Source organism: Pseudomonas sp. 5.2 (assembly GCF_059025405.1).
This window is the reverse complement of record NZ_JBYBHH010000003.1, coordinates 223,454-243,406: the sequence shown is the minus strand read 5'-3', so window position 1 is coordinate 243,406 and position 19,953 is coordinate 223,454. Positions and strand designations below refer to the sequence as shown.

Genomic DNA, 19,953 nt, shown 5'->3' with positions numbered 1-19,953 from the left:
GGTTGGCGCCCATGTAGTATAACTACAAGAAAGCTACATCCCGGCCAGCCGATCATAACCGAGTCCAGCCCGTGAATCTGTTGCAACATATCGCCCAATCGCGCCACCTGCTGCGCAAATCGGAACTGAAAGTGGCCGACCACGTGCTGCTAGACCCGGCTGCCGTCATGCACAGCTCGATGGCCGATTTGGCGCACAACGTGGGTATCAGTGAACCGACCATCGTGCGTTTCTGCCGGGCGATAGGTTGTTCAGGTTTCCAGGACCTCAAGTTGAAGCTGGCGCAGAGCCTGGCCGCCGGGGCCAGTTTTGGCCAGTTCGCGATCCATGAAGATGATTCGGTCGCCGATTACAGCCTGAAGATCTTCGACACTACCTTGCACACGCTGATGGAAGTGCGCGAGCACCTCGACCCGCAGGCGCTGCAGCAGGCCGTGAGCGCGATGGCGCAGGCGCAGCGTGTGGAGTTCTACGGTTTTGGCGCGTCGGGCGCGGTGGCTGCCGATGCCCAGCACAAATTCTTCCGCCTGTTGCTCAGTGCCGCCGCCTATTCCGACCCGCACATGCAGGCCATGTCGGCGGTCACCTTGAAGCCAGGCGATGTAGCGGTGTGCATTTCCCAGTCGGGCCGTTCCAAAGACCTGCTGATCACCGCCAACCTGGTGCGTGAAAGTGGCGCCAACCTGATCACCCTGTGCCCGAGCGCAACCCCGTTGGCGGAGCTTTCCACCGTCAACTTGGCGATCGACGTGCATGAAGACACCGAGATCTACACCCCGCTGACCTCCCGCATTGCGCACCTGGTGGTGATCGATGTGCTGGCCATGGGCGTTGCCATGGCGCGTGGGCCGAGCCTGGTCAACCACCTCAAGAGCGTGAAGCGCAGTTTGCGCAGCCTGCGGTTGTCGCCCAAGTCGATCAAGGCTACCGACGACTGACCCTCGCGATTATCTGCACGGCCCTTTGTAGCAGCAGCCTTGCGCTGCGAAGAGGCCGGTGAAAACGCCATGAATCTTCGCTGTTATCACTGGCCTCCTCGCAGCACAAGGCTGCTCCTGCAGCGGGCGCAAGGCCCGGCGATGAAGCCAGCGAAAATTCATGGTTTTGTAACCTCCCCACCGCAAAACCGTAAACCGCCAGCGCCAGTCTGAAACTCCCGCATCCTAACTGGGAGACAGGCAATGGCTCGTGACTTCGACGGTACGTACCAACCCAACGCCAAGGCTCGCAAGCAGCAGGAAAAGGATCAGCGCCGCATGGAGTATCGCCGCGCGATCGAAAGCTACTGCGACCAGCGTCAATTGCTTCGTGACTTGGCCGACTACCCTGAGCTACAAGCGCTCACGGTGTGGCAGGCGTCGGCAGCGACTTCCCCGAAAAACGCTCCACAATTGCGCTGATAAGTACGCGTTCGCTGCGGATGAACGCTAAAAATGCCAGGGCCACCGGTGACTGCCGCTTGGCCTTGGCCTGTACCACGCACCAGCTTCGGTACAGCGGCAGTTCTTCCACCGGCAATTCTTTCAGCACCCCCGTGGCCAGCTCCATGTTCAACGCATGGCGGGTCAGCAGGGCGATGCCCAAGCCTGCAATCACACACTCGCGCTGGGCATCGGCCGAGGCCACTTCGAGGGTCTGGGTGAAGTGCACGCGCTTGTCCTTGAAGTACTCCTCGCACGCCTTGCGGGTGCCCGAGCCTTGTTCGCGGACCAGCAGGGTATGAGGCTCAAGGTCTTGCAGGCGCAGGTGCTCGAGCTTGCACAGCGGATGGTCCGGCGGGGCCACGGCGACGATCGGGTTGTTCAAGAACGGCAGAAACTCCAGGCCCATGTCCTGCGGCACCATGGACATGATGATCAGGTCGTCACGGTTGTCCGAAAGGCGCCGTATCGCCTGGGCGCGGTTGACCACCGTGAGCGTCAGGTTGACCTCCGGGTGTCGTTGCTTGAAGGCGGCGAACAGGTGTGGCACGAAGTACTTGGCACTGGACTCGATCGCCAGCTTCAGCTGCCCTTGCAGTGAGCCCTGCATGTCCGAAAGTTGCATGTCGAGGCTCTCTAGCCGGCCGAAGATGTCGCGGCTGGCGCGCTGCAGCGCTTCGGCCGCTTCGGTCAGGTAGAGCTTCTTGCCGACGTACTCGAACAGCGGCTGGCCGATCAGTTCTTCAAGCTGGCGGATCTGTAGACTAACGGCGGGTTGCGTGAGCGCCATCTCCTCGGCCGCGCGGCTGTACGAGCGCAGATCGCACACTTCGTTGAAGATCTGTAACTGACGTAAAGTCATACGCATCAAGGACTTACGCATTTTTATCCAGGCTCCGGCAAAACCTTGTTACGGCACTATAAGCTTTTGCTAATACTGCCCCTAACAAATATTGATTTTTGTTTATCGACCTACAGCGCTAGGGTGAATGTGCGACTGGCCAGCAACGTCTGGTCACGCGCCGACCGGTAGAACCGGCTCGACTGTTCCTACGGCTTTGGGAAGACTCCAGTGATAAAAAAAATCCTGATCGCCAACCGAGGTGAAATCGCAGTTCGGATCGTGCGTGCCTGCGCCGAGATGGGCATTCGCTCGGTAGCGATCTATTCCGACGCCGACCGTCATGCGCTGCACGTGAAGCGCGCTGACGAGGCCCACAGCATCGGTGCCGAGCCGCTGGCCGGGTACCTGAACCCGCGCAAGCTGGTGAACCTCGCTGTTGAAACCGGTTGTGATGCCCTGCACCCGGGTTACGGTTTCTTGTCGGAAAACGCTGAACTGGCAGAGATCTGCGCCGAGCGCGGGATCAAGTTCATCGGCCCGGCTGCCGAAGTCATTCGCCGCATGGGCGACAAGACCGAAGCGCGCCGCACCATGATCAAGGCCGGCGTCCCGGTCACACCGGGCACCGAAGGCAACGTTGCCGATATCCATGAAGCCCTGAGCGAAGGTGACCGCATCGGTTACCCGGTGATGCTCAAGGCCACCTCCGGCGGTGGCGGCCGCGGTATTCGCCGTTGCAACAGCCGTGAAGAGCTGGAGCAGAACTTCCCGCGGGTGATTTCCGAGGCTACCAAGGCCTTCGGTTCGGCGGAAGTGTTCCTGGAAAAGTGCATCGTCAACCCCAAGCACATCGAGGCGCAGATTCTCGGTGACAGCTTCGGCAACGTGGTGCACCTGTTCGAGCGCGACTGTTCCATCCAGCGCCGCAACCAGAAGCTTATCGAGATCGCCCCAAGCCCACAGCTCACCCCCGAGCAGCGTGCCTACATCGGCGACCTGGCGGTGCGTGCAGCCAAGGCTGTGAATTACGAAAACGCCGGTACCGTGGAGTTCTTGCTCGCCGATGGCGAGGTGTACTTCATGGAAATGAACACCCGGGTGCAGGTGGAGCACACCATCACCGAGGAAATCACCGGCATCGACATCGTGCGTGAGCAGATCCGCATCGCGTCGGGCCTGCCGCTGTCGGTCAAGCAGGAAGACATCCAGCACCGCGGCTACGCGCTGCAGTTCCGGATCAACGCCGAAGACCCGAAAAACAACTTCCTGCCCAGCTTTGGCAAGATCACCCGTTACTACGCACCCGGCGGCCCAGGCGTGCGCACCGACACGGCCATCTACACCGGCTACACCATTCCGCCGTTCTACGACTCCATGTGCCTGAAACTGGTGGTCTGGGCATTGACCTGGGAAGAAGCCATGGACCGCGGCCTGCGGGCCCTGGACGACATGCGCGTGCAAGGGGTGAAAACCACCGCGGCGTATTACCAGGAAATCCTGCGCAACCCGGAATTCCGTAGCGGCCAGTTCAACACCAGCTTCGTCGAAAGCCACCCTGAACTGACCAACTACTCGATCAAGCGCAAACCCGAAGAGCTGGCCCTGGCCATCGCCGCCGCCATCGCCGCCCACGCAGGCCTGTGAGGAACCTAATAATGTCCAAGAAAATCCACGTAACCGACACGATCCTGCGCGACGCCCACCAGTCCCTGCTGGCCACCCGCATGCGTACCGAAGACATGCTGCCGATCTGCGAAAAGCTCGACAAAGTCGGCTACTGGTCGCTGGAAGTCTGGGGCGGTGCCACTTTCGACGCCTGTGTGCGCTTCCTCAAGGAAGACCCGTGGGAGCGCCTGCGCAAGCTGCGCGCCGCGCTGCCCAACACCCGCCTGCAAATGCTGCTGCGCGGCCAGAACCTGCTGGGCTACCGCCACTACAGCGATGACGTGGTCAAAGCCTTTGTCGCCAAGGCTGCCGTGAACGGCATCGATGTGTTCCGCATCTTCGACGCCATGAACGATGTGCGTAACCTGCGCGTGGCCATCGAAGCGGTCAAGGCCGCCGGCAAGCACGCCCAGGGCACCATCGCCTACACCACCAGCCCGGTGCACACCATCGAAGCCTTCGTGAACCAGGCCAAGCAGATGGAAGCCATGGGTTGCGACTCGGTGGCGATCAAGGACATGGCCGGCCTGCTGACCCCGTTTGCCACGGGCGAGCTGGTCAAGGCACTGAAGGCCGAGCAGTCGCTGCCGGTGTTCATCCACTCCCACGACACCGCCGGCCTGGCTGCCATGTGCCAGCTCAAGGCCGTGGAAAACGGTGCCGACCACATCGACACCGCAATCTCCAGCTTCGCCTGGGGCACCAGCCACCCAGGCACCGAGTCGATGGTCGCGGCGCTCAAGGGCAGCGAGTTCGACACAGGCCTGGACCTGGAGCTGCTGCAGGAAATCGGCCTGTACTTCTACGCCGTGCGCAAGAAGTACCACCAGTTCGAAAGCGAGTTCACCGCGGTGGACACCCGCGTGCAGGTCAACCAGGTGCCGGGCGGCATGATTTCCAACCTGGCCAACCAGCTCAAGGAGCAGGGCGCCCTCAACCGCATGAACGAAGTGCTGGCGGAGATCCCGCGGGTGCGTGAAGACCTCGGCTTCCCTCCGCTGGTGACCCCGACTTCGCAAATCGTCGGTACCCAGGCGTTCTTCAACGTGCTGGCCGGCGAGCGCTACAAGACCATCACCAACGAGGTGAAGCTGTACCTGCAAGGCGGTTACGGCAAGGCCCCGGGCGTGGTCAACGAGCAACTGCGCCGCCAGGCCATTGGCAGCGAAGAAGTGATCGACGTGCGCCCGGCCGACCTGCTCAAGCCAGAAATGACCAAGCTGCGTAACGACATCGGCGCCCTGGCGCGTTGCGAAGAAGACGTGCTGACCTTCGCCATGTTCCCGGACATCGGCCGCAAGTTCCTCGAAGAGCGTGAAGCCGGCACCCTGACCCCCGAAGCCCTGTTGCCGATCCCGGAAGCTGGCGCCATTGCCGCACCTGGCGGCGAAGGCGTGCCGACCGAGTTCGTCATCGACGTGCACGGCGAAACCTACCGTGTGGACATCACCGGTGTGGGCGTCAAGGCAGAGGGCAAGCGTCACTTCTACCTGTCGATCGATGGCATGCCGGAAGAAGTGGTGTTCGAGCCGCTCAACGAGTTCGTCGGCGGCGGCGGCAGCAAGCGCAAGCAGGCCACCGACCCCGGCCATGTCAGCACCACCATGCCTGGCAACATCGTCGATGTACTGGTCAAGGAAGGCGACATGGTCAAGGCCGGCCAGGCCGTGCTGATCACCGAAGCCATGAAGATGGAGACCGAAGTGCAGGCTGCGATCGCCGGCAAAGTCGTGGCCATCCACGTGGCCAAGGGCGACCGCGTGACCCCGGGCGAGATCCTGATCGAGATCGAAGGTTGATAGAAACCTTTATCTAAAAAGCGGTTTACCTCTGGGGAGCGGATGCTCCCCTTTTTTATGCATTAAATTGCATATTTTTAGCGATGCATGGCGAAGATATGCAATTTAATGCATATCTGTACGATGCCGGCTTTCAGTGCTGATAGCCCTTGCCAAAATGCCGCTCCAGCTTGGCCTGCACCAGTTCCAGCAAAATCGACAGCACCCAGTAGATCACCGCTGCGGTCGTCAGCATCTCCAGGTAGCGGTAGCTGGAACGGCCATAGGACTGGGCCAGGAACATCACTTCCCACACGCCCATCACCGAAATCAGCGACGAGTCCTTGAGCATCGAAATGAACTGGTTGGCGCTTGGCGGGATGATGGTGCGCATGGCCTGGGGCAGGGTGACGTGCCAGAAGATCTGCGCAGGGCCGAGGCCTAGCGCCATCGCCGCCTGGCGTTGCCCGGGGGCCACGCCAAGAATGCCGGCTCGGAAGATTTCGCTGAGGTAGGCGCCATAGTTCAGCGACAGGGCGATGATGCCGGCACTGATGGCCCCAGGCACCACACCGAGCTGCGGCAAGCCCAGGTAGATCAGCAGGATCTGGATCAGCAGCGGTGTGCCACGGAAGAACGACGTGTAGAAGCTGGCGATGCCCAGCAGCACTGCGCTGCTCGACAGGCGTGCCAGCGCTGCAGCGAAGCCCAGTGCCACGGAAACGACGATGGAGCACACGCACAGGAACAGGGTCAGCGCCGCGCCCTGCAAGAAGCCGTTCGGCCCCAGCTTGAACCCCGCCAGATACGGGAATTTCTCGACAATGATCGAAAACTTGAGGTCAAAGCTCAGGAAAAACGCGGCAAATAGCACAAACAGCCCAACCCAGGTCAGGTATAGGCGTGTGCGGAATCCGAACAGTCCAGCGCCCGAGGCTTTGGCAGTCGGGCGAGGGGCAGGTTGATGAGCACTCATTTACTGATATCGGCGCCGATCCATTTCTGGGACAGCTTGGCCAAGGTACCGTCGGCCTTGAGCTCGGCAAAAACTTGGCGCAGCTTGGCATCCCACTCCGGGTCGCCTTTTTCGATGGCCACCGAGTTGGGTTCTTCATAAAGCGGCGCGCCGGCCAGTTTGAAGCGTTTGTCCTGGTCGAGGCGGGGCTGGGCGGTGACCAGGTTGGTCAGGATCGCGTCCAGGCGCACGCCGGCACCCAGGCCCAGGTCCTGGAAGGCGACGTTGTCGGTGTCGTAGGGGGCGATTTGCACCATTTCGAAGGGGTAATCGATTTTTTTGTCTTCGTTGCCTTCGATGACCAGGTTCTTGTTCAGGTAGCTCTCGTAGCTGGATGCGCTGGTCAAGCCGACCTTGCGGCCATCCAGGTCCTTGGCCGAATGAATGCGATCGTCCTTGGCGTTGACCACGATCACGGCGGGCGAGGCGTAGTACTCGACCGGGAAATCAAACACCTCGGCGCGCGCCTTGCTTGGCGTCATGGAGCAGATGCAAAGGTCGTAGCGGCCACTCCAGCGGCCCGCGGCAATCACATCCCAGGACGGCGTTTCCAGGCGCAGCTTGACGCCCAGCTTTTCGGCCACGGCCTTGGCCACATCCACGTCAAAACCATCGAGCTGGTTCTGCGCGTTCAGGAACGAGAACGGCGGATAGCTTTCCATCAGCACGTTGACCATTTCCTTGCGCGATTCCACTCGGTCCAACGTGGCGCCTGCGAAGGCTTGAGTGGTGGCACACAGGGCGATGAGGCCGGTGCCGAGCAAGGTAAGCAAGCGCATGGAAGTACCTGAAAAAGTTGTTGGACAATCGGTGCTGGGTATTTAATAGTTATAACAAGTTGCACACTAATGAATTTTATTCATAAACATATAAGTGATAGTCATATGGGCGAACGATCGCTGGTAATTCTGGATGGCGGTATGGGGCGAGAGCTGCAGCGTCGTGGTGCGCCGTTTCGGCAGCCCGAGTGGTCAGCGCTGGCCTTGAGCGAAGCACCTGAGGCGGTGCTGGCGGTGCATGCGGCGTATATCGAGGCCGGGGCTCAGGTCATCACCAGCAACAGCTATGCAGTAGTGCCCTTCCATATTGGTGAAGAGCGGTTCGCCCAGGAAGGGCGCACATTGGCTGCAACGGCGGGGCAATTGGCCCGTGCTGCAGCCGATGCGGCTGCCGCGCCGGTACGCGTTGCCGGTTCGCTGCCGCCGTTGTTCGGCTCTTATCGCCCGGACCTGTATCAGCCCGAGCGCGTCGCCGAAGTGCTGACCCCCCTGCTGGCCGGCCTGTCGCCCTACGTGGACCTGTGGCTGGCAGAAACCCAGAGCTCGATCGAAGAAGTTCGGGCCATCGGCGCGCAACTGCCGCAGGACGGCAGGCCGTTCTGGGTATCGTTCACGCTGCAGGACGAAGGTGACATCGACGTGCCGCGGCTGCGTTCCGGACAAACGGTCGCCGACGCGGCCGAAGCGATTGCCGGGCTGGGTGTCAGTACGCTGTTGTTCAACTGCAGCCAGCCTGAGGTGATTGGCGCGGCGCTGGATGTGGCGCGCGAGACCTTCGAGCGCCTGGGCGTGGACATCGCCATCGGCGCCTACGCCAATGCCTTCCCGCCACAGCCCAAGGACGCCACCGCCAACGATGGCCTCGATGAGCTGCGTGAAGACCTCGACCCACCGGGCTACCTGAGCTGGGCCAGCAACTGGCGGCAACGCGGCGCGAGCCTGCTCGGCGGTTGCTGTGGTATTGGCCCGGAGCACATTTCGGCGCTCAAGGCCAACCTGGCCTGATCACCCGTTGCGGCAGGCTTCCAGCGTCCTGGCTTGCCCCTCAGGGCGCTGGTTGTCGGCACTCAACCAGCGCTCGAACCCTGCCGCCACCTGTGGCCATTCATCATCGGTAATCGAGTACCACGCGGTGTCGCGGTTGTGGTCCTTGACCACCAGGTGCTTGCGGAAAACCCCTTCGTAGACAAAGCCAAACCGTTCTGCCGCGCGCTTGGAGCGGGCATTGGCGTTGTTGCACTTCCACTCGAGCCTGCGGTTGCCCAGCTCGAACGCCCGCTTACCCAGCAGGTACACCGCTTCGGTGCCTTTGGGCGTGCGCTGCATGGCGGCGCCGAAGGCGATGTGGCCGATCTCGATGCGGCCATGGTCGGGCACGATCGACATCAGGCTGAGAATGCCCTGGGCCTGGCCGGTGGGGCGGTCGATGACGGTATAGAACAACGGGTCGGTGCTGGCGGCATGGCCCTGCAGCCAGCGGTCGAAGGCGCTGCGTTCCGGGAATGGGCCATAGGGCAGGTAATCCCACAGGGCCGGGTCGGCATTCGGGCCTTGCAGTACGTCCCAGAGGTCGTCGCCGTGGCGCGCCGGGTCGAGTTTTTCCAGGCGGATGAAGTGGCCCTCGATGGGCGCTGCGGTGGGCGCGGTGGCGGGTTTCCAGTTCAGTGCGTCAGTCATGTCGTGCCTACAGCCCTTTGCGGAATTGAATGAAGCCCGGCCGCTCGGCGACCTGTTGGTACAGGCTGATGGCGGTGGCGTTGGTCTCGTGGGTCAGCCAGTGCACCTTAGCGCAGCCGGCAGCCTTGGCAGTGGCATAGACATGCTCGATCAGTTGGCGGCCGATGCCTAGGCCGCGCTGCGTGTTATCCACATAAAGGTCCTGCAGGTAGCACGAATTTTCGATGCTCCAGTTGGAACGATGATAGATCCAGTTGACCATTCCTACGGCGTTGCCATCGACCCAGGCCAGGGCCGAGTGGGTGGGCTCGTTGGGGTCGAGCAGGCGCTGCCAGGTGTTGGCGCTGACCGCTTCGGCCAATTCGGTCTCATAGAAGCGCAAGTAAGCCTGCCACAGGGCAAGCCAGGCTGCATGGTCGTTGGCGCTGACGGGGCGCAGAGTGACGCTGGGCATGGGCTTTTCCTTCAGAGTTGGCGCATGTGCGCCGCCAGTTGGTTGTCAGGGTAGTCGGCACTGCCGCTCAGGCCTTCACGCACGCCTGCGATGTCCTCGGCCGAACGGTTTTGGCTGAGCTTGCGGGCGCCTTGCAGGCGGGCGATCGGCAGGCGTATGCCGACAATGGCGCGCAGCATGCCGTCGAGGTAGTCGCTGGGGGCGTCGGAGACCTTCCAGGGTTCACTGCGGCCCTGCTCGTGACGGTCGGTCAGGCGGCTGACGATCTGCAGCAGGGGCGCGGCTTCGTGGATCACTTCAACCGGGCCGTAGGCGTGCACCGCCAGGTAGTTCCAGGTCGGTACCATCTTGGGGTTCTCGGCCTTGCTGGGGTAGTAGCTGGGGCTGACATAAGCGTCGGCGCCGGGGAACACCAGCAGCGCTTCAGTGCCTTGCGCCAGGTCTTTCCACTGAGCATTGGCCCGCGCCAAGTGCGCGTAGACCGTGCCGAACTCGCCTTGCTCGGGGTCGATCAACACCGGCAGGTGGGTGGCCAGCAGCCCGTGTTCGCCGTGGCTGATAAGCACGGCAAGGCGAGTATCGGCCATGTGCTGGTGCAGGCGATCGAGGTCGTGTTCCTGGTGGGGCTTGCTGTTGTACATGGTGGGTTCCTTGTCGAATGGCTCCATCCTAGGCAGGCTATTGGTTCTGTGTAAGATCCATTTATGACTGATTTGACAGGTCCAATACGGTGAACAAGCGCCCCCTCATCTTGCCCTTCGACCCCGCTGGCATCGTGCTGGACCGCCAGCGAGGGCTCAGCCAGCAGCTTTACCAGGCCTTGCGTGCACGGGTGCTGGATGGGCGCCTGAGCAGCGGTACGCGGTTACCGGCCAGCCGTGACCTGGCAGCCATCCTCGCGCTGTCGCGCAACAGTGTGGTGCGTGCCTACGACCAGTTGTATGCCGAAGGGTATATCGAGAGCCGGGTGGGGGACGGCACCTATGTCACCCAGCTCGATAAACTATCCACACAACTGTCCACAGGGTTATCCCTAGGGTTATCAACAGGTTTATCCACATTTTCCTCAGAAAAGACTGAGGATTTATCCAGCTGTGAGCGCACCAGCGAGCCTTTGGAGCGTCTGAAAAGTAACCATTTGCCGCCTCCCAGAAGTGGCGCGCCGCGCGCATTCCGGGTGGGTATTCCGGCCTTCGATCTGTTCCCGTTTGACGTCTGGGCCAAGCTGCAAGCGGGTTTCTGGCGTAACCCGGACCCTGCGCAGCTGGGCTACGGCGAACCCGCAGGCGAGCTGCAGCTGCGTGAGCTGATTGCCACCTACTTACGCCGTTCGCGGGGCTTATCGTGCACGGCTGAACAAATTGTGATCACCAGTGGTGCACAGCAGGCCATCAGCCTTTGTGCACAGTTGCTGTTGCAGCCTGGCGAGGGGGTGGCTGTGGAAAACCCGGGCTACCGGGCCGCCGGGCATACCTTCGCCGTGGCGGGTGGCAGGGTGATGGGTGTGCCAGTGGATGACGAGGGCATGGATTGCCAGCGGCTGATGCAACTGGCGGACTGCCGCCTGGCCTATGTGACGCCAGCCCACCAGTACCCGACCGGGGTGACCATGAGCCTGGCACGGCGCCTTGCATTGCTGGCCTGGGCCGAGCGCAGCGATGGCTGGATCATCGAAGACGATTACGACGGCGAGTACCGCTACAGCGGTGCGCCATTGGCACCGCTGGCGGCATTGGACCGGCAGGGGCGGGTGCTGTACATCGGCACGTTCGGCAAGATTGCCTTCCCCGCGTTACGCCTGGGCTACCTGGTGCTGCCCGGGCGCCTGGTGCAGGCCTTCAGCCAGGGGCGGGCGTTGGCCATGCGGCATTCGGAGGTCAGTAGCCAGTGCGTGATGGCCGAATTCATGGCCCAAGGGCATTTCCAGCGGCACATCCGGCGTATGCGCCGGGCCGCGTTGAGCCGGCGCAACGTGCTCAAGGCGGGCTGGCCTGTGGATGTTCCAGGCTTGGGCGCCATGCCGGAAGTGGCGGCGGGGCTGCACGTGAAGGTGGATGTGGATAACTTTGCGCGGGAACAAGCCTTGGTCGCCAAGGCTGAAGCGGTTGGCGTTGAGGTGAATCCACTGAGTAGTTACTGGTTGGATGACAGCGAGGTGCCTGTGGATAAGCGGGCAGGGTTGGTGCTGGGGTTTGCGGCCGTGCCGGAAGGCGACATCGCCAATGCACTGATGCGATTGCGCAGTGCCTGGCGAAAGTGATCGGGGCCGCTGCGCGGCCCAATCGACACCCTCTGCGCCAAGCCATACCCCGGTAGGAGCAGCCTTGTGCTGCGAAGAGGCCGGTAAAGGCAGCGAAGATGCTGCTGGGTTTACTGGCCTCTTCGCAGCGCAAGGCTGCTCCTACAGCGATGTGGGCTGTGGCCTACATACCATCTAGGTGCCGGACTTGATGCGCGTCCAGGCCCTGGTGCGCGCGCGCTCGGCGTCGCGTGGCAACGGCTTGAGGGTGTACAGCTTGGCCATCGCTTCCGCCGTCGGGTAAAGGTTGGGGTTATTGCGAATCGCCGGGTTCACCTTCTCGGTGGCGTCCTTGTTCGGGTTCGGATAGCCGACAAAATCACTGATCGGCGCAATCACCTCCGGGCGCAGCAGGTAGTTGATGAAGGTGTGGGCGTCTTCGGCGTTGGCGGCGTTTTTCGGAATGGCCAGCATATCGAACCAGATCGGGGCACCTTCCTTGGGCAGGCGCATGTCGACCACCACGCCATTCTTCGCATCGCGGGCCCGGTTGGCGGCCTGCGAGAAGCTGCCGCTGTAGCCCACCGCCACGCAGATGTCGCCGTTGGCGATGTCGGCCATGTACTTGGAGGAATGGAAATACGTCACGTGCGGGCGAATCTTCAGCAGCAGCTCCTCGGCCTTCTTGTAGTCGGCCGGCTTGTCGCTGTTGGGCGGCAAGCCCAGGTATTGCAGAGCCAGTGGCAAGATCTCCGAGGGCGAATCGAGCAAGGCAACACCGCACTGCTTGAGCTTGGCGATGTTCTCTTCCTTGAAGATCAGGTCCCAGCTGTCCACAGGCGCGTTCTCACCCAGCGCAGCCTTGACCTTGGCCGGGTTGAAGCCGATCAGCACGGTGCCGTACATGTAGGGCACGGCAAACTTGTTGCCGGGGTCGTTGGCCTCGATCAGCTTCATCAGTGCCGGGTCCAGGTGTTGCCAGTTCGGCAGCTTGCTGCGGTCCAGTGGCTGGAACACGCCAGCCTCGATCTGCTTGGCAAGGAACACGTTGGACGGCACCACCACGTCATACCCGGAGTTGCCGGTCAGCAGCTTGGCTTCCAGTGCCTCGTTGGTGTCGAAAATGTCGTAGATCAGCTTTACGCCGCTGTCTTTCTGGAAGTCGACCAAGGTCTGCGGGGTGATGTAATCGAACCAGTTGTAGACCCGCAGGGTGCGCTGTTCGGCCTGGGCCTGCAGGGCGCCGGTGAACAGGGTGGCAGCGATGGTCGGGGCGAGCAGACGCTTGAGTCGGGCCATTATCGGGCTCCTGGCTGGGCGCGCTGGAAACCTTCCAGCACATTGACCGCGTTGATGCCGATTTCTTCCACAGCGTAGCCGCCTTCCATCACGAACAGGGTCGGCTTGCCGAGCTGGGCGATGCGTTTGCCCATTTCCAGGTAGTCAGGGCTGTCTAGCTTGAACTGGGAGATTGGGTCGTCCTTGAAGGTGTCCACCCCGAGCGAGATCACCAGCACATCGGCGTCGTAGGCAGCGATGCGCTGGCACGCGTCTTCCAGCGCTGCGCTCCAGGCGGCCCAGTCACTGCCGGCCGGCAACGGGTAGTTGATGTTGCAGCCTTCACCTGCGCCTTCGCCCGTTTCGTCGGCATAGCCGAGGAAGAACGGGAATTCGTCCTGCGGGTCGCCGTGGATTGAGGCGAAGAACACATCGCTGCGGCTGTAGAAGATGTCTTGGGTGCCGTTGCCGTGGTGATAGTCGACGTCGAGGATGGCGACCTTGGCGCGGCCTTGGTCCAGGAAGGCCTGGGCAGCGATGGCAGCGTTGTTCAGGTAGCAGTAACCGCCCATGACTTCGCCGGCGGCATGGTGCCCCGGTGGGCGGCACAGGGCGAACGCCGAATGGGCGCCTTGCTGGATGGCGGCCTGGGCCGTGAGCGCGACCTGGGCGGCGCTGTAGGCGGCTTGCCAGGTACCGGCGGTAATCGGCGCGCCGGCGTCGAAGCTGTAGTAGCCAAGCTCGCCATGCAGGCCGGTGGGTTTAACCTGGCGCAGGGTGCGGGCTGGCCAGGTGAAAGGCAGCAGGTCGCCTTCGTGGCCCAACGCGGCCCAGCGCGCCCAGGCGCCTTCAAAGAAGTCCAGGTAGTCGGCGCTGTGGACGCGCAGCAGCGGCGCGCGGCCGAAGTCGTCCGGCGCCTTCACGTCGCCCAGCTGGCGCTTGTTCACTTGATCGAGCACATGGTCGGCGCGCGAAGGCATTTCGAAGCAGGGCATCAGCTTGCCGTCGATCAGCTCGCAGCGGCCGTGGTGCAGGCGGTGGTCATCGGAATAGATCGTCAGCATTGTTGTTCTCCGGTTGGACTGGCGTGGGCCCATTTTCAGGGGCAGCCCGGTAGCGGAGAACGACGCAAACGGCCAAAAGGGGATCGATGTGGCCAAGGTCGCTGGCCGGGTTTAATGTGCCGGCCTTTTCGCGGGCAAGCCCGCTCCCACAGGATTGGGGGAACCCTTGATGCTTTACAGTACCTGTGGGAGCGGGCTTGCCCGCGAAGAGGCCCGCCCAGGTCAACCGCGAAAGTGGCTGGGCGCCACGCCACTCCAGCGCTGGAATGCATGGCGGAAGCTGGCCGTTTCGCTGAACCCCAAGGTTTCGGCAATCCGGTAGATCGGCATCTGTTCATCGGCCAACAACTGCTTGGCCCGCTCGAAACGCAGCTCATCGAGCAGCTGTTGATAACTGCTGCCCAGCGCCTGCAGGTGCCGACGCAAGGTCCGCGATGAGCAGTTCATCTGCCGCGCCAAACCCTCAAGCCCGGGCGCTGCGTCCAGTTGTTGGGCCAGCAGCTGGCGTATCTTGCCCAGCCAGGCCTGACGCCCTGTGAACTCGAGGTTCAGGCGTCGGCAGCGCTCGCTCATGGCTTTGTGGGTAATAGGGTCGGCCAACGGTAGCGGCGTATCCAGCCAGCGCCGCTCGAAGGCAAACGCGTTGTCCTCGGCCGCGAAGCCGATCGGGCATTGGAAGGCACGGGTATAAAGGCTGTGGTAGCCCGGCCGGGCATGCTCGAAGCGGCTGCCGAGCAGTGGCAGGGGCCGGCCCAGCAAGTCGTCGCAGATCACTTTCAGCGAGACCAGGCAGAACTCTGCATTGAAAGCGGTCAGCGCCGGGCTGTCGCGGTAATCGCTGGCGCTGAGCCAGACACGCTGGCCGTCGTCGATCAGGCGCAGCTGGAAGACTGTTCCCAGCAGTGCCGGAAAGCGCAGCGCCAGGCGCAAGGCGTCACCCAAAGTGGCACTGGAGAGCAGGGCGTAACCGAGCATGCCATAGCACGACACGTGCATGCGCTGGCCCAGCTCCAGGCCGATGTCTTCGCGCCGGGCGACGGCATTGGCACACACCTGCAGCTCTTGCTGGGTGGTGATGCGCGCGTCTGCATGCCCCAGGTCCGCCGGGCCGATGCCGCTGCCGGCGAGCAAGGCCGAAGCTTCGCAACCCTCAGCCTGAAAGACGTTGAGGATCAGCGAAACCGCGTTGAGGGTGGTCAGGTGGCTGTGCAGCATGCTCGGTATCCCGTTGGTTGGGATGCATTATGGAGCAAGTTGTGTGCCGCAAACCTGGGGCAGCGCAACCGCGCCAGATCATGCAGGCAAAAAAAAGGCCCGATGCATGCGCTCGGGCCTTTGAAAGGTTGAGAGGTGTCTAGTCCCTCGACCTGGTGAGACAGTTGAAGCGGTCGGTTACGCCTTCAGCGGAACCAGACGCGGTGCGATCATGTTTTCTGGGCGCAGGATGTCGTTGAGCATCTCTTCGTCCAGCAGCTTCTCTTCGCGCACCAGTTCCAGCACACCGCGGCCTGTTTCCAGGGCAACACGGGCGATACGGGTGGCGTTTTCGTAGCCGATGTAAGGGTTCAGGGCGGTGACCAGGCCGATCGAGTGCTCGACCAGTTCACGGCAGCGCTGTTCGTTGGCAGTGATGCCGACGATGCAGTGCTCGCGCAGCATGTCCATGGCGCGCTGGAGCAGGCGGATCGAGTCGAAGATCTTGTAGGCGATCAGCGGCTCCATCACGTTCAGCTGCAGCTGGCCACCTTCGGCGGCGACGGTCAGGGCCAGGTCGTTGCCCATGATGGCGAAGGCCACCTGGTTGACGGCTTCCGGGATTACCGGGTTGACCTTGCCTGGCATGATCGAGCTGCCTGGCTGACGCGCTGGCAGGTTGATCTCGTTGATGCCGGTACGCGGGCCGCTGGACAGCAGGCGCAGGTCGTTGCAGATCTTCGACAGCTTGACCGCGGTACGCTTGAGCATGCCGGAGAACAGCACGAAGGCGCCCATGTCGGAGGTGGCTTCGATCAGGTCGGCAGCCGGGACCAGCGGCTGGCCGCTGATGGTTGCCAGGCGCTGTACGGCGAGCATCTGGTAGCCCGGGTCGGCGTTGATGCCGGTACCGATGGCAGTACCACCCAGGTTGATTTCGGTCAGCAGCTCCGGCGCCAGCGAACGCAGACGGTTGAGGTCTTCGGTCATGGTGGTGGCGAAGGCGCGGAATTCCTGGCCCAGGGTCATCGGCACGGCGTCCTGCAGCTGGGTACGGCCCATCTTCAGTACGTGGTCGAACTCTTTACCTTTGGCGGCGAAGGCCTGGATCAGGCTGTCGAGGCTGGCGAGCAGGGCGTCATGACCCAGCAGCAGACCCAGACGGATCGCAGTCGGGTAGGCGTCGTTGGTCGACTGCGCCATGTTCACGTCGTTGTTCGGGTGCAGGTACTGGTACTCACCCTTCTGGTGGCCCATGGCCTCCAGCGCGATGTTGGCGATGACTTCGTTGGCGTTCATGTTGGTAGAAGTACCAGCACCGCCTTGAATCATGTCCACCACGAACTGCTCGTGGTAGTCGCCTTTGATCAGCCGGCCGCAAGCGGCGCTGATGGCGGCGTGCTTGGCATCGCTCAAGTGCCCCAGCTCTCGGTTGGCGTCAGCAGCAGCCTGCTTGACCATCGCCAGGCCCACTACCAGTTTCGGGTAGTGCGACAGCGGAACACCGGAGAGGTGGAAGTTGTTGGCAGCGCGCAGGGTCTGGATGCCGTAGTAGGCATCAGCAGGAACTTCAAGGGTACCCAGCAGATCTTTTTCGACGCGGAACGATGCAGCGGCAGACATGATGTATATCATCTCGAATTTGACCCGGCACATGCCGGAATGGCGCTAATCCTAGGCCCGAAGAGGATTTTGCGGCCAATGCTGTTGCACGCTAACCTATGCACAAACGGCATAGTGTTTCATGTGACGCCAATTGACATTCGAGCGTGTTCCATTTTGGTGCACGCCGGGAGATGTGCTTCGTGAACCTGGAAAGCAAATGGCTGGAAGACTTCAGCGCCCTGGCTGCCACGCGCAGTTTTTCGCAGGCGGCAGAGCGGCGTTTCGTCACTCAACCGGCCTTCAGTCGACGTATTCGCAGCCTCGAAGCAGCCTTGGGCCTGCAGCTGGTGAATCGTTCCCGCACGCCGATTGAACTGACCGAGGCCGGGCAGCTGTTTCTGGTCACGGCGCGCACCGTTGTCGACCAGTTGAGCGAAATTCTGCGTCACTTGCACCACCTCGAAGGTGGCCAGGGCGAGGTTATCCAAGTGGCGGCGGCGCACTCCCTGGCGTCGGGGTTTTTCCCACGTTGGGTGGCCCAGTTGCGCAACGACGGGTTGAACATCGCCACCCGTCTGGTGGCGACCAACGTGGGTGATGCGGTGCATGCCCTGCGCGAAGGCGGTTGCGACCTGATGCTGGCCTTCTATGACCCCGATGCCGCGCTGCAGATGGATGCCGAGATCTTCCCGTCGCTGCACATGGGCACCACCGAAATGTTGCCGGTGTGTGCCGTGGATGCCGACGGCCAGCCTTTGTTCGACCTGGAAGGCGAGGGCAGCGTGCCACTTTTGGCCTACACCGCCGGTGCCTTTCTCGGCCGTTCGGTGAACCTGTTGCTACGCCAGCGCAACCTGCGCTACACCACTGTTTATGAAACCGCCATGGCCGACAGCCTCAAGAGCATGGCGCTGGAGGGCATGGGCATTGCCTGGGTGCCCCGCCTGTCGATGCGCGGCGAGTTGGAGCGGGGTGAGCTGGCCATCTGCGGTGGCAGCCAATGGCACGTGCCCCTGGAAATCCGCCTGTACCGCTGCGCCCTGGTGCGCAAGGCCAACGTGCGCTTGTTGTGGCGCAAGTTGGAAGGGGCGGCGGCGGTTGACCCAAAAGTCAGCCAAAGCCCCGAAAAATAAGGCCGACAGTTGGTCGCCGGGGGTGCCAGCATCGCCCAGGGTTACGGTATACTGCGCGGCCTTTAGACCGGATAGCTCCGGTCCTGATCAGCAAACAAGCCACGCCGGTCGTCCCGCGTGGCTTGTTGTTTTTTGACGCGCCCAAGGGCGCACAAGCGAAGAGGCTCGACGATGAGTGCACTGGTTGGCGTGATCATGGGCTCCAAGTCCGATTGGTCCACCCTTAGCCACACCGCCGATATGCTGGAAAAACTCGGCATTCCCTACGAAGTGAAGGTGGTTTCCGCCCACCGCACCCCGGATCTGCTGTTCCAGTATGCCGAAGAGGCCGAAGGCCGTGGCATCGAGGTGATCATCGCCGGTGCCGGTGGCGCAGCCCACCTGCCAGGCATGTGCGCCGCCAAGACCCACCTGCCGGTGCTGGGCGTGCCGGTGCAGTCGTCGATGCTGTCGGGTGTCGATTCGCTGCTGTCGATCGTGCAGATGCCGGCGGGCGTTCCGGTCGCGACCTTGGCCATCGGCCGGGCGGGCGCGATCAACGCTGCATTGCTGTCGGCGAGCATCCTGGGCGCCAAGTACCCGCAGTACCACGCGGCGCTCAAGCAGTTCCGCACGGAACAGACCGACACCGTGCTGGACAATCCAGACCCGCGCCAGGCTTGAGGCTGACCCCATGAAGATCGGTGTAATCGGTGGTGGCCAGCTCGGCCGCATGCTGGCCCTGGCGGGTACTCCGCTGGGCATGAACTTCGCGTTCCTCGACCCGGCTGCAGATGCCTGCGCCGCCCCTCTGGGCGAGCACCTGCGCGCCGACTACGGTGACCAGGACCATCTGCGCCAGCTGGCCGACGAAGTCGACCTGGTGACCTTCGAGTTCGAAAGCGTCCCGGCCGAAACCGTGGCCTTCCTCTCGCAGTTCGTCCCGGTCTACCCAAGCGCCGAAGCGCTGCGTATTGCCCGTGACCGCCTGTTCGAGAAGAGCATGTTCCGCGACCTGGGTATTCCGACCCCGGCCTTTGCCGACATTCTCTCCCAGGCAGACCTGCACGCCGCGGTCGCCAGCATCGGCCTGCCAGCCGTGCTCAAGACCCGCACCCTGGGCTACGACGGCAAGGGCCAGAAGGTCCTGCGCAGTGCTGAAGACGTGGTCGACACCTTCGCCGAGCTGGGCAGCGTGCCGTGCCTGCTGGAAGGCTTCGTGCCGTTCACCGGCGAAGTCTCGCTGGTGGCCGTCCGTGCCCGCGATGGCGAAACCCGCTTCTATCCGCTGGTGCACAACACCCACGAGAGCGGCATCCTGCGTCTGTCGGTGGCCAGCGAAGCGCACCCGCTGCAAGGCCTGGCCGAAGACTACGTCGGCCGTGTGCTGAAGCAGCTGGACTATGTCGGCGTGATGGCGTTCGAGTTCTTCGAAGTCGACGGTGGCCTGAAGGCCAACGAAATCGCCCCCCGTGTGCACAACTCCGGGCACTGGACCATCGAAGGCGCCGAGTGCAGCCAGTTCGAGAACCACCTGCGCGCCGTTGCCGGCCTGCCGCTGGGCTCGACCGCCAAGGTCGGTGAAAGCGCCATGCTCAACTTCATCGGCGAAGTACCCGCGGTGGACAAAGTGGTTGCCATCGAAGACTGCCACCTGCACCACTATGGCAAGGCCTTCAAGGTCGGGCGCAAGGTTGGCCATGCCACCCTGCGTTGCCAGGACATGGCCACCCTCGAGCGCAAGATTGCCGAAGTAGAGGCGCTGATCAGCAACTGATCGGGCTGTAAATCGAACTTCTGCAAGCGGCTTGCCCTCTGAACATGGCAA

The 19,953-nt window shown here is 62.5% G+C and carries 19 protein-coding genes; 9 read left to right on the top strand and 10 right to left on the bottom strand.

Going from position 1 to position 19,953, the window contains the following annotated elements; translation table 11 throughout:
- Positions 1–71 precede the first annotated feature (71 nt).
- Positions 72–938, top strand: coding sequence for a transcriptional regulator HexR (gene hexR / locus AC5PZ0_RS06915; protein ID WP_027592102.1), 867 nt, complete (start codon positions 72–74; stop codon positions 936–938).
- A gap of 243 nt (positions 939–1,181) precedes the next feature.
- Positions 1,182–1,400 (top strand): PA3496 family putative envelope integrity protein, encoded by a 219-nt coding sequence (locus tag AC5PZ0_RS06910; RefSeq protein ID WP_081717438.1) that lies wholly within the window; start codon positions 1,182–1,184, stop codon positions 1,398–1,400.
- Here the strand turns inward: AC5PZ0_RS06910 and AC5PZ0_RS06905 are convergent.
- A complete protein-coding gene (locus AC5PZ0_RS06905) occupies positions 1,342–2,304 on the bottom strand; it encodes a LysR family transcriptional regulator (RefSeq protein ID WP_027592103.1) in 963 nt (320 codons plus the stop codon). The genes AC5PZ0_RS06910 and AC5PZ0_RS06905 overlap by 59 nt on opposite strands.
- A 189-nt stretch (positions 2,305–2,493) precedes the next feature.
- Here AC5PZ0_RS06905 and AC5PZ0_RS06900 point away from each other — a divergent pair, with 189 nt between their 5' ends.
- Both AC5PZ0_RS06900 and oadA read left to right on the top strand, forming a co-directional pair.
- Positions 2,494–3,909: an acetyl-CoA carboxylase biotin carboxylase subunit gene (locus tag AC5PZ0_RS06900; RefSeq protein ID WP_027592104.1), complete on the top strand. Its 1,416-nt coding sequence runs from the start codon at positions 2,494–2,496 to the stop codon at positions 3,907–3,909.
- Positions 3,910–3,920: 11 nt separating this feature from the next.
- A complete protein-coding gene (gene oadA / locus AC5PZ0_RS06895) occupies positions 3,921–5,729 on the top strand; it encodes a sodium-extruding oxaloacetate decarboxylase subunit alpha (RefSeq protein WP_027592105.1) in 1,809 nt (602 codons plus the stop codon).
- Positions 5,730–5,862: 133 nt separating this feature from the next.
- Here the strand turns inward: oadA and AC5PZ0_RS06890 are convergent, their stop codons facing one another.
- Positions 5,863–6,684 carry an amino acid ABC transporter permease gene (locus tag AC5PZ0_RS06890; protein WP_027592108.1) on the bottom strand — a complete coding sequence of 274 codons (822 nt, stop codon included), beginning with the start codon at positions 6,682–6,684 and terminating at the stop codon, positions 5,863–5,865.
- Entirely contained in the window at positions 6,681–7,502 is an 822-nt protein-coding gene (locus AC5PZ0_RS06885; RefSeq protein ID WP_027592109.1) for an ABC transporter substrate-binding protein, read from the bottom strand. Before AC5PZ0_RS06885 ends, AC5PZ0_RS06890 begins: the two co-directional genes overlap by 4 nt.
- 105 nt (positions 7,503–7,607) lie before the next feature.
- Between AC5PZ0_RS06885 and AC5PZ0_RS06880 the strand changes: the two genes are divergently transcribed.
- Positions 7,608–8,507, top strand: a complete 900-nt coding sequence (locus AC5PZ0_RS06880) for a homocysteine S-methyltransferase family protein (RefSeq protein WP_172960397.1) — start codon at positions 7,608–7,610, stop codon at positions 8,505–8,507.
- Here AC5PZ0_RS06880 and AC5PZ0_RS06875 read toward each other — a convergent pair whose 3' ends face one another.
- The 3 genes from AC5PZ0_RS06875 to AC5PZ0_RS06865 are packed head-to-tail and all read right to left on the bottom strand — an operon-like array spanning position 8,508 to position 10,274.
- Entirely contained in the window at positions 8,508–9,179 is a 672-nt protein-coding gene (locus AC5PZ0_RS06875; RefSeq protein ID WP_493854575.1) for a GNAT family N-acetyltransferase, read from the bottom strand.
- Positions 9,180–9,186: 7 nt separating this feature from the next.
- The gene (locus AC5PZ0_RS06870) at positions 9,187–9,633 is read right to left on the bottom strand and encodes a GNAT family N-acetyltransferase (RefSeq protein WP_099430823.1); all 447 of its coding nucleotides are present in this window, start codon (positions 9,631–9,633) and stop codon (positions 9,187–9,189) included.
- 11 nt (positions 9,634–9,644) lie between these two features.
- Positions 9,645–10,274 carry an FMN-binding negative transcriptional regulator gene (locus tag AC5PZ0_RS06865; RefSeq protein ID WP_493854574.1) on the bottom strand — a complete coding sequence of 210 codons (630 nt, stop codon included), beginning with the start codon at positions 10,272–10,274 and terminating at the stop codon, positions 9,645–9,647.
- Between the two features lie 89 nt (positions 10,275–10,363).
- On the opposite strand from AC5PZ0_RS06865, the gene pdxR reads away from it, so the two are divergent.
- Positions 10,364–11,893 (top strand): MocR-like pyridoxine biosynthesis transcription factor PdxR, encoded by a 1,530-nt coding sequence (gene pdxR, locus AC5PZ0_RS06860; protein ID WP_099455738.1) that lies wholly within the window; start codon positions 10,364–10,366, stop codon positions 11,891–11,893.
- A 174-nt stretch (positions 11,894–12,067) separates the two neighbouring features.
- On the opposite strand, the gene AC5PZ0_RS06855 is transcribed toward pdxR, so the two are convergent.
- From AC5PZ0_RS06855 to aspA, 4 genes are all read right to left on the bottom strand, one after another.
- Positions 12,068–13,171 (bottom strand): polyamine ABC transporter substrate-binding protein, encoded by a 1,104-nt coding sequence (locus AC5PZ0_RS06855; protein WP_493854573.1) that lies wholly within the window; start codon positions 13,169–13,171, stop codon positions 12,068–12,070.
- A complete protein-coding gene (locus tag AC5PZ0_RS06850; RefSeq protein WP_252826261.1) occupies positions 13,171–14,214 on the bottom strand; it encodes a histone deacetylase family protein in 1,044 nt (347 codons plus the stop codon). The genes AC5PZ0_RS06855 and AC5PZ0_RS06850 overlap by 1 nt, the downstream gene beginning before the upstream one ends.
- A 222-nt stretch (positions 14,215–14,436) precedes the next feature.
- Complete coding sequence (locus AC5PZ0_RS06845; protein WP_099430818.1) at positions 14,437–15,429, bottom strand: AraC family transcriptional regulator; 993 nt, start codon at positions 15,427–15,429, stop codon at positions 14,437–14,439.
- 177 nt (positions 15,430–15,606) lie between these two features.
- Complete coding sequence (aspA, locus tag AC5PZ0_RS06840; RefSeq protein ID WP_027592118.1) at positions 15,607–17,031, bottom strand: aspartate ammonia-lyase; 1,425 nt, start codon at positions 17,029–17,031, stop codon at positions 15,607–15,609.
- A 182-nt stretch (positions 17,032–17,213) separates the two neighbouring features.
- Between aspA and AC5PZ0_RS06835 the strand changes: the two genes are divergently transcribed.
- The 3 genes from AC5PZ0_RS06835 (at position 17,214) to AC5PZ0_RS06825 (ending at position 19,902) form a co-directional block, all read left to right on the top strand.
- Positions 17,214–18,146, top strand: coding sequence for a LysR substrate-binding domain-containing protein (locus AC5PZ0_RS06835; RefSeq protein ID WP_172960396.1), 933 nt, complete (start codon positions 17,214–17,216; stop codon positions 18,144–18,146).
- Positions 18,147–18,317: 171 nt separating this feature from the next.
- Positions 18,318–18,809: a 5-(carboxyamino)imidazole ribonucleotide mutase gene (purE, locus tag AC5PZ0_RS06830; protein WP_016489856.1), complete on the top strand. Its 492-nt coding sequence runs from the start codon at positions 18,318–18,320 to the stop codon at positions 18,807–18,809.
- 10 nt (positions 18,810–18,819) lie between these two features.
- Positions 18,820–19,902, top strand: coding sequence for a 5-(carboxyamino)imidazole ribonucleotide synthase (locus AC5PZ0_RS06825; protein ID WP_493854572.1), 1,083 nt, complete (start codon positions 18,820–18,822; stop codon positions 19,900–19,902).
- Positions 19,903–19,953 lie beyond the last annotated feature (51 nt).

What these genes read in the sequence shown, in the direction of transcription:
- AC5PZ0_RS06870 (WP_099430823.1), bottom strand. Translation starts at nt 9,633, where the DNA reads ATGCCCAGCGTCACTCTGCGCCCCGTCAGCGCCAACGACCATGCAGCC.
- AC5PZ0_RS06880 (WP_172960397.1), top strand. Translation starts at nt 7,608, where the DNA reads ATGGGCGAACGATCGCTGGTAATTCTGGATGGCGGTATGGGGCGAGAG.
- AC5PZ0_RS06905 (WP_027592103.1), bottom strand. Translation starts at nt 2,304, where the DNA reads ATGCGTAAGTCCTTGATGCGTATGACTTTACGTCAGTTACAGATCTTC.
- AC5PZ0_RS06910 (WP_081717438.1), top strand. Translation starts at nt 1,182, where the DNA reads ATGGCTCGTGACTTCGACGGTACGTACCAACCCAACGCCAAGGCTCGC.
- AC5PZ0_RS06845 (WP_099430818.1), bottom strand. Translation starts at nt 15,429, where the DNA reads ATGCTGCACAGCCACCTGACCACCCTCAACGCGGTTTCGCTGATCCTC.
- AC5PZ0_RS06865 (WP_493854574.1), bottom strand. Translation starts at nt 10,274, where the DNA reads ATGTACAACAGCAAGCCCCACCAGGAACACGACCTCGATCGCCTGCAC.
- AC5PZ0_RS06890 (WP_027592108.1), bottom strand. Translation starts at nt 6,684, where the DNA reads ATGAGTGCTCATCAACCTGCCCCTCGCCCGACTGCCAAAGCCTCGGGC.
- AC5PZ0_RS06885 (WP_027592109.1), bottom strand. Translation starts at nt 7,502, where the DNA reads ATGCGCTTGCTTACCTTGCTCGGCACCGGCCTCATCGCCCTGTGTGCC.
- AC5PZ0_RS06855 (WP_493854573.1), bottom strand. Translation starts at nt 13,171, where the DNA reads ATGGCCCGACTCAAGCGTCTGCTCGCCCCGACCATCGCTGCCACCCTG.
- aspA (WP_027592118.1), bottom strand. Translation starts at nt 17,031, where the DNA reads ATGTCTGCCGCTGCATCGTTCCGCGTCGAAAAAGATCTGCTGGGTACC.
- AC5PZ0_RS06825 (WP_493854572.1), top strand. Translation starts at nt 18,820, where the DNA reads ATGAAGATCGGTGTAATCGGTGGTGGCCAGCTCGGCCGCATGCTGGCC.
- AC5PZ0_RS06850 (WP_252826261.1), bottom strand. Translation starts at nt 14,214, where the DNA reads ATGCTGACGATCTATTCCGATGACCACCGCCTGCACCACGGCCGCTGC.
- purE (WP_016489856.1), top strand. Translation starts at nt 18,318, where the DNA reads ATGAGTGCACTGGTTGGCGTGATCATGGGCTCCAAGTCCGATTGGTCC.
- AC5PZ0_RS06875 (WP_493854575.1), bottom strand. Translation starts at nt 9,179, where the DNA reads ATGACTGACGCACTGAACTGGAAACCCGCCACCGCGCCCACCGCAGCG.
- oadA (WP_027592105.1), top strand. Translation starts at nt 3,921, where the DNA reads ATGTCCAAGAAAATCCACGTAACCGACACGATCCTGCGCGACGCCCAC.